This is a genomic window from Cryobacterium lactosi, from assembly GCF_004403945.1.
GTDB classification, from domain to species: Bacteria; Actinomycetota; Actinomycetes; order Actinomycetales; family Microbacteriaceae; genus Cryobacterium; species Cryobacterium lactosi.
In genome coordinates, this window is the sequence record NZ_SOHM01000028.1 from 1 (window position 1) to 6,285 (window position 6,285).

The 6,285-nt window shown below is 61.6% G+C and carries 4 protein-coding genes; 3 read left to right on the top strand and 1 reads right to left on the bottom strand.

What is annotated here, in order from left to right:
* Window positions 1-93: 93 nt before the first annotated feature.
* The 3 genes from E3T61_RS11720 (at window position 94) to arfA (ending at window position 5,769) form a co-directional block, all read left to right on the top strand.
* On the top strand, window positions 94-2,040 hold the full coding sequence (locus E3T61_RS11720; RefSeq protein ID WP_134641045.1) for a CBM35 domain-containing protein: 1,947 nt from the start codon (window positions 94-96) through the stop codon (window positions 2,038-2,040).
* A gap of 139 nt (window positions 2,041-2,179) precedes the next feature.
* A complete protein-coding gene (locus E3T61_RS11725) occupies window positions 2,180-4,075 on the top strand; it encodes an RICIN domain-containing protein (RefSeq protein ID WP_134641047.1) in 1,896 nt (631 codons plus the stop codon).
* Between the two features lie 170 nt (window positions 4,076-4,245).
* Window positions 4,246-5,769 carry an arabinosylfuranosidase ArfA gene (gene arfA / locus E3T61_RS11735; protein WP_134641046.1) on the top strand — a complete coding sequence of 508 codons (1,524 nt, stop codon included), beginning with the start codon at window positions 4,246-4,248 and terminating at the stop codon, window positions 5,767-5,769.
* Window positions 5,770-5,925: 156 nt separating this feature from the next.
* On the opposite strand, the gene E3T61_RS22205 is transcribed toward arfA, so the two are convergent.
* On the bottom strand, window positions 5,926-6,285 hold a 360-nt coding region (locus tag E3T61_RS22205), incomplete at its 5' end, for a hypothetical protein (RefSeq protein ID WP_206751528.1).

A 6,285-nucleotide genomic window follows, 5' to 3' on the forward strand; every position in this document is an offset into this window, starting at 1 on the left:
CACCGCCAAGCGCTGAGCGTGATGGCGAAAACCCCGCCGTTACATCGATGTACGCCATAGCAGTAAGCCGTCATCTAGCAGAGAGATCACTTCATGCACAAAGCCCTACAGCGTCTGTCCGGCAGCCTCGCCGCAGTCGTCCTCATCGCCGGAGCGCTCGTCGCCGCCGGCCCCGACGCGGCCATCGCCGCCCCTGGAGATCAGACGGTCTGGTCCGATCCCGCATCCGCCCGCGCCGGCGCCGCCTACACCCGAGCCATCACTCTTCGGCACAACGGTGAAGCCAACGGAACCGTCCTCTCGACGTTTGAGCGGCACACGGACGTCGACGGCAACAAGCCAGCATGGCCCATTTACCGCAGCACCAACTTCGGTAGCTCATGGCAATTCGTCACCAACATCGTCGACGCCCAGTTCGGACTCGGCAACCGCTATCAACCCGCCCTCTACGAACTCCCCGCCGCATCCGGGAATCTCGCCGAAGGAACGATCCTCCTGGTCGGCAACGTCATCCCCAACGACATCTCGTCGACCCGGCTGGTGATGTACAAGAGCACGGATGCGGGCACCACATGGAGCTTCGTCTCCACGATCGACACCGGCGGACCCGCCGTCTACGCCCCCGAGCCCACCTCGACGTCCTCCCCCGTCTGGGAGCCGCAGCTCCTTTTGACGCCGTCCGGCCTCGTGGTGTATTACTCGGACGAAAAGCAGAAATCCGCGAATATTCTCCAAGCCCTCGTGCACAAGGTATCGACCGATGGTGGCCAGACCTGGGGCGCGAAACTCAATGACGTCGCGGTGCCGGACCGTAACACCCGCCCGGGAATGATGACGGTTGTCCGCCTGCCCAACGGCCAGTATTTCGGCGCCTACGAAGTTGTCGGCCTTCCCGACGTGCCCGTCTACGCCAAGTTCTCTCCCGATGGCCTCAACTGGGGAGACCCGGCCGATATCGGTTTCAAGTTGCAGACCGCATCAGGACAGTCGCTCTTCGGAAGCCCTTGGGTGGAATGGGTCGAGACCGGTGGCCCCAACGGCACGCTGATCGTCACCGGAACCCAAATGAACGGTGTCACCCCGGCCAAGTCGAACTTCCTCGCCAGCACCACCTTGGGTGTCGGGAACTGGAACCTCTTCCCCACTCCGATTGATATCCCGGGCAACGACAACGGCGGCTACTCGCAAAGCGTCACCACCAGCCTCGACGGCCGGTCCCTCATGCAGCTCACGTCGCGGGAGAACGCTGTCGGCAAGCACGACGTCGTGTCGAGCGTCATGCCGTTGGACACCGCGAAGTACGAGGCTGAGAGCCAGGTGCTCTCCTCCGACCTGCAGGTGCTGAGCCGGAGTGCCGCATCCAGCGGCGCAGAGGTCGGGTACATCAACTTGGCGACCAGTAATATCCTCTTCAACGCCATCGAGGCTCCTCGAGCAGGTGTGTACAAGTTCCGGGTGCGCTACTCGAATGGCTCGGGCGCTGCGGCAACGCATCAGGTTTCGGTCAACGGTGCTGCGCCGCTCTCCCTGGCCCTCGCATCCACTCGCAGCTGGGATGACTACGATTACGTCACCTTCAGCGCGACCCTCACTCAGGGAACGAACAACATCCGTTTCACGAAGGGGACCAGCCAGGCCGAAATCGACGTCGTCGAGCAGTACACGCAAGGCACTCGGTTCGAAGCTGAGGAAGCCGTTCTCACCAACGTCACGCGAGTTCCGAAGCTCTCGGGCTCCGGCGGTGAACACGCCGGCTATATCGATCTGCCTACGAGCTCGGTTCATTTCCCAACCGTGCCTGCTGACGCCAGCGGGACATTCGCGATCAAGGTGACCTACTCCAACGGGTCAGGCGCCACCTCGTCGCACAAGCTGTCGATAAACGGTGCAGCACCCACAACCGTCAGCTTCCCCCCGACGGCCACCTGGAACACGGAGAAGACCATCACGGTGCTGGTCAACCTCACGGCTGGCAACAACACCGTCAGGTTCACCAAGAGTGTCGGGTTCGCAGAGCTCGACGCGATCGACATTTTCTAGCTAGTCAGGAGGGGCGCATCAGTGCGATGCGCCCCTCCTCGTACAACAGGGGCCTTCACCCTGGCGTCTGCAACGGCGGCTCGACCTGCTCACCGCTCGCCACCTTCACTTCTGACTTTTTGAGACATTGGAGAACAGCATGGGGCGCAGATCATTTGTGTTTATCGCCGCGATCGTCATCGCGGTGATCGCCACAGTCGTCGCACCGATCTCATTTGCCGACCAGGCAACCGCTGTCGGCGAACCGACATTCCAGAACGCCATCTTCAATGGCGCGGATCCGACGATCGAGTACCACAACGGCAACTACTACCTTGCCGCGACGACCTGGACCAACCAGGTCACCATGAGTAAGTCGCCCACCCTTGCGGGCCTCAAGACCGCAGCCGTAGCGACGGTCTACTCCGACACCACGCCGGGCAGAAACAACACCATGTGGGCACCCGAGCTGCAGAGGCTGCAGGGCCCGAACGGATGGCGCTGGTACCTCATGTACACCATGGGTGGCACCCGCAGTGAGGACACGCAGCATCTGCACGTGCTCGAGTCGGCAGGTGATGACCCGATGGGGCCGTACCTCTATAAAGGCAGGCCCATCCCCACCGACTCCTGGCACATTGACGGGGCATACATGCAACTCGGCGGCGAACTGTTCGCCCTCTGGTCGCAGATTGCTCCCGACGGGCGACAAAGCAACTACATCGCCCGAATGTCGGACCCGTGGACAGCTACCGGGCCCGGGTCACTCCTCTCGAAACCCACCGAATCGTGGGAGACGGTCGGAGGGGCGGTGAATGAAGGACCAGTGCCACTTCAGCGTGCTGGAAAGACGTATATCGTCTACTCCGCGAGTGGTTGCTGGACCCCCGATTATCAGCTTGGGATGCTGACCTACCTTGGTGGAGACCCTGCGCAGGCAGCATCTTGGATCAAGAGCACCGGCGCTGTTTTCTCGAAAGCAAACGGCGTCTACGGGCCGGGTCATAACGATTTCTTCAGCTCTCCGGACGGCACCCAAACCTGGAACGCCTACCATGGGAACGATCTCGCCTCTCAGGTGTGCGACACCACGCGAACCACGCGAGCGCAACAGGTGACCTGGGATTCTGCCGACAGCCCAGTCTTCGGCCAGCCCGCGGCCACAACGGCCCCGCTGGCCGTTCCCAGCGGCGAGCTCGGACCGATCACCGCTCAGGTCAACGCAGCATCGTGGCAGCTCATGAACCGCAACAGCGGCCTGTGCGCGTCTGTCGCAATTTCAGCTGTTCCAGACGGGGCCGGACTGATCCAAGCACCGTGCACGGATGCTGCGGCCAACTGGAAATGGGACTCAACGGCCGATGGCTGGTACCGACTGGTGAACTCCGTGAGCGGCAAATCACTGGACTCTGCGAGCTGCGGGACAGCGAATGGTACGGCGGCAAGACAATGGTCGTGGATCGCCAATAGCTGCCAACAGTGGCGGCCCACGACCACCACGTCCGGATACGTGACGATCGCCAACCGTGACAACGGCATGGTGCTCGATGCAGCCAACTGCGCATCAGCGGCCGGGAGCGCCATCCGGCAGTGGACAGCGCTGGGCAACACCTGCCAGGAGTGGTTGCTGCGCCCAGCCGGCGACGTCAGAATCGTGTCCGCCGCCTCAGGCAAGTCATTCGATATCCCCTTCTGCTCCACCAGCAACGGTGCCGCCCTACAACAGTGGCAATGGGTGGATAGCCCGTGTCAGAGGTGGACCTTCACACCCTCAACCAACGGGTATGTGGAGATTCACCCAGCGACAGCCTCATCCCTGTGCCTCACTGTTGCGAACAACTCCTCTGCCGACGGTGCCCCAATTACGCAGGCCACATGCGGTGCACTTAACAGCGAGTGGCAGGCAGAACCCACTACCGACGGATTCACCAAGTTTGTTTCCGCAGCCACCGGCAAAGTCCTCGACCTCGCAGGCTGCTCGTCAAACGACGGTGCCGCAATCGAACAGAGGAGCAATCTCAACAATCAATGCCGGCGATTCCGAATCACGCCCTGATGCACACCCGTCCGTCACAGAGTTGCCGGCTCTCTCATCGCCGTCATACCGCTCGCCACAATGTTCCTATTTGTTCAACGACGCTTCGACGAGAGCGTCGCCAGCCCCGACCTCAAACCGCAAACGACTCCCGCCACACCTGAACCCCTACTCCGATTCGAAAGGCTGAGATGGCTGCCGCACGACTGATTTTTGACACCCGACTCCCGATAGGTCAGGTGAACCGCCGAGTATTCGGCTCGTTCATCGAACATTTGGGACGGGCGGTGTACGACGGTATTCACGAACCCACGCATCCCACCGCCGACAAACAGGGGTTCCGCGAGGACGTCAAAGAACTGGTTCGCGAACTCGGAGTGAGCGCCATCCGGTACCCGGGCGGCAACTTCGTCTCCGGGTTCCGGTGGGAAGACAGCGTCGGAAACCGCGACCGGCGGCCGACCCGTCTCGACCTCGCATGGCATTCGACCGAGTCGAACCAGGTCGGACTGCACGAGTTCGCCGACTGGCTGGACTCTACCGGCAACGAGATGATGCTCGCGGTAAACCTCGGAACGCGCGGCACACTGGAGGCACTTGACCTCTTGGAGTACACCAACCTCGAGAAAGGTACCGCGCTCTCTTCCCAACGCGCAGACAACGGCCGGACTAAGCCCTTCAACGTGCGCATGTGGTGCTTGGGCAACGAAATGGATGGCCCCTGGCAACTCGGGCACCGCTCCGCAGAGGACTATGGCAAACTCGCTTCCCAGACAGCGAAAGCAATGCGGGCGTTCGACCCTTCGCTCGAGCTCGTCGTCTGCGGTTCGTCCAGCCGGCATATGCCGACGTTCGGCGAGTGGGAGCGGGTGGTTCTGACGCACGCCTACGAAGACGTCGACTATATCTCGTGCCACGCCTACTACGAGGAGAACGGTGATCTAGGAAGCTTCCTCGCCTCCGCGGTCGACATGGATGCGTTCATCGACTCCGTTATTGCCACCATCGACCACGTCAAGGCCGTAAAGGGCAGCAACCATGTCGTCAATATCTCCTTCGACGAATGGAATGTCTGGTACAACAAACGATACGAAACCGTCGACAAGATCCAAGGTGTCGATAACTGGCCTGTCGCGCCGCGCCTACTCGAAGACGCGTACACAGTCGCAGACGCCGTCGTGGTCGGAAACCTGCTGATCTCGCTGCTGAAGCGCGCCGACCGTGTCACCAGCGCCTCACTCGCCCAACTGGTCAACGTGATCGCACCCATCATGACCGAGCCGGGCGGGATCGCCTGGCGCCAGACGACATTTTTCCCCTTCGCGCTCACCTCAGCCCTAGCTTCCGGCGCCGTGGTCACCACCAGACTCGAGTGCGAGACATACGATACCGAGGTATATGGGCCGGTGCCTCTCCTCGACGCGGTGAGCACCTTCGACGAGGCGACCGGACGAACGAGTATTTTCGTGGTCAACCGATCGCAGACGGGATCTACGAAGCTCGAATTCGATCTCGATGTCCTGGACGACGCAACGCTGGTGTCCGCCCAAACCCTTGCCGACGACGACGTCTACGCGATGAACACGCTTCTGGACCCCGAGCGGGTTAGCATGCGCGGGAACGAATCCCTCGTGTTGAACGGCAGCATGTGCACCTTGGAGCTACCACCGGTTTCATGGACCGTCATCACCATTGAGAGCACGCCGCAAGCTTGACACCGCTACGCGGCTCCTGCCCCTTCTGCTGAGTTTGGCGGGAACCATCGTGCCTGAATCTCAATCTCGCGTGACCCGCGAAGCTCAGATGCTCTGACGGCGCAGCTGTTGAGTCCCAGCGCGGCTCCGACAATCGCGGGCGCTACTACCGCCTGCTCAGAGCCCAGCAGTGACATGGCCGAATCGGAGAAATGTCAGCACCGGGTGGCGAGTAGTCCTGGGTGATAGCGGTATTCCATCGACGTGGTAGCAATATTCAGCGGACACGGCAGCGGCCCGGCCGGCATGCCCGGGCCGCTTCTGGGTACTCCCCAGTGCCGTCCTGAGGGCCGTCACAACCTGACGGTGTCCGCGCATGTCGATCTGCCCGAGTTTGATGGTGAGCGTGGCGTGGTTCGCGAGCCGGATCACGATCAACCCAATACGGCTCACCGTGAGACCGCTGCGGCCAAGACGGGTGTATTCATTTTCGATTCCGGCACCGTGCAGTCTCAGAAAGGTACAGCTTTCCAAGAC

Bases quoted from the DNA above. Each gene is read 5' to 3' on its own strand.
- E3T61_RS11720 (WP_134641045.1), top strand. From the start codon at position 94: ATGCACAAAGCCCTACAGCGTCTGTCCGGCAGCCTCGCCGCAGTCGTC.
- arfA (WP_134641046.1), top strand. From the start codon at position 4,246: ATGGCTGCCGCACGACTGATTTTTGACACCCGACTCCCGATAGGTCAG.
- E3T61_RS11725 (WP_134641047.1), top strand. From the start codon at position 2,180: ATGGGGCGCAGATCATTTGTGTTTATCGCCGCGATCGTCATCGCGGTG.